The sequence below is a fragment of the Rhizobium sp. 01T444 genome (assembly GCF_056398305.1).
In genome coordinates this window covers 1-625 of sequence record NZ_JBFTPD010000247.1, presented here as the reverse complement: position 1 = coordinate 625, position 625 = coordinate 1, and the positions used below count along the sequence as shown (strand labels likewise).

The following is a 625-nucleotide window of genomic DNA, read 5'->3' as shown; positions in this document are numbered from 1 at the left end:
CCTATGTCGAGTGCCACAAACTGGGATTCGCCATGGGCTTCCTGCCCAGGGAGTATGGCGGCGGCGGGGTGAGCAATGTCGACCTGCAGATCGTGGCCGAGGAGATCACGGCGGTCGATCCCGGATTCGCCACGGTGCTGCTGGTCAACGGCCTCGCACTGATGCCGCTGGTCTGGTTCGGCAGCAATGCGCAGAAGCAAAAGTGGCTGCGCGAGGCAACCAGCGACCCGCGGGGCGAGTACCTGGCCGGATGGGTCGTGAGCGAGGCTGCCGGATCGCCCGGCGGCACCGCCAACTTCGACCACCCGGGCACGCATCCGGCGGGCGTCAGCCTGATGGCGAAACTCGACAAGGGTCGAGGGGAATATGTCCTCGACGGGACAAAGTACTGGCCTGCCAATGCCGGCGGCTGGGACCTGAAGGGTGCCAACGTCAATGTGTGCATCGTCCGGACGGACCCCCAAAAGGGCGGCACGACCGGGTTGAGCGCCATCGTGGTGCCGCGCGGAACGCCCGGCGTCAGCTATGGGCCGCCGATCTCCAAACTCGGGCACCGGCTGTGCCAGAACAACGCGATCAGCTTCGAGAACTGCAGGGTTCCGCAGGAGAACGCATTCGCCATCGG

General features: G+C 65.9%; 1 protein-coding gene. It reads left to right on the top strand.

Annotated elements, in window-relative coordinates; genetic code table 11:
- Window positions 1-32: 32 nt before the first annotated feature.
- On the top strand, window positions 33-625 hold a 593-nt coding region (locus tag AC1DTN_RS38250), incomplete at its 3' end, for an acyl-CoA dehydrogenase family protein (RefSeq protein ID WP_477925390.1).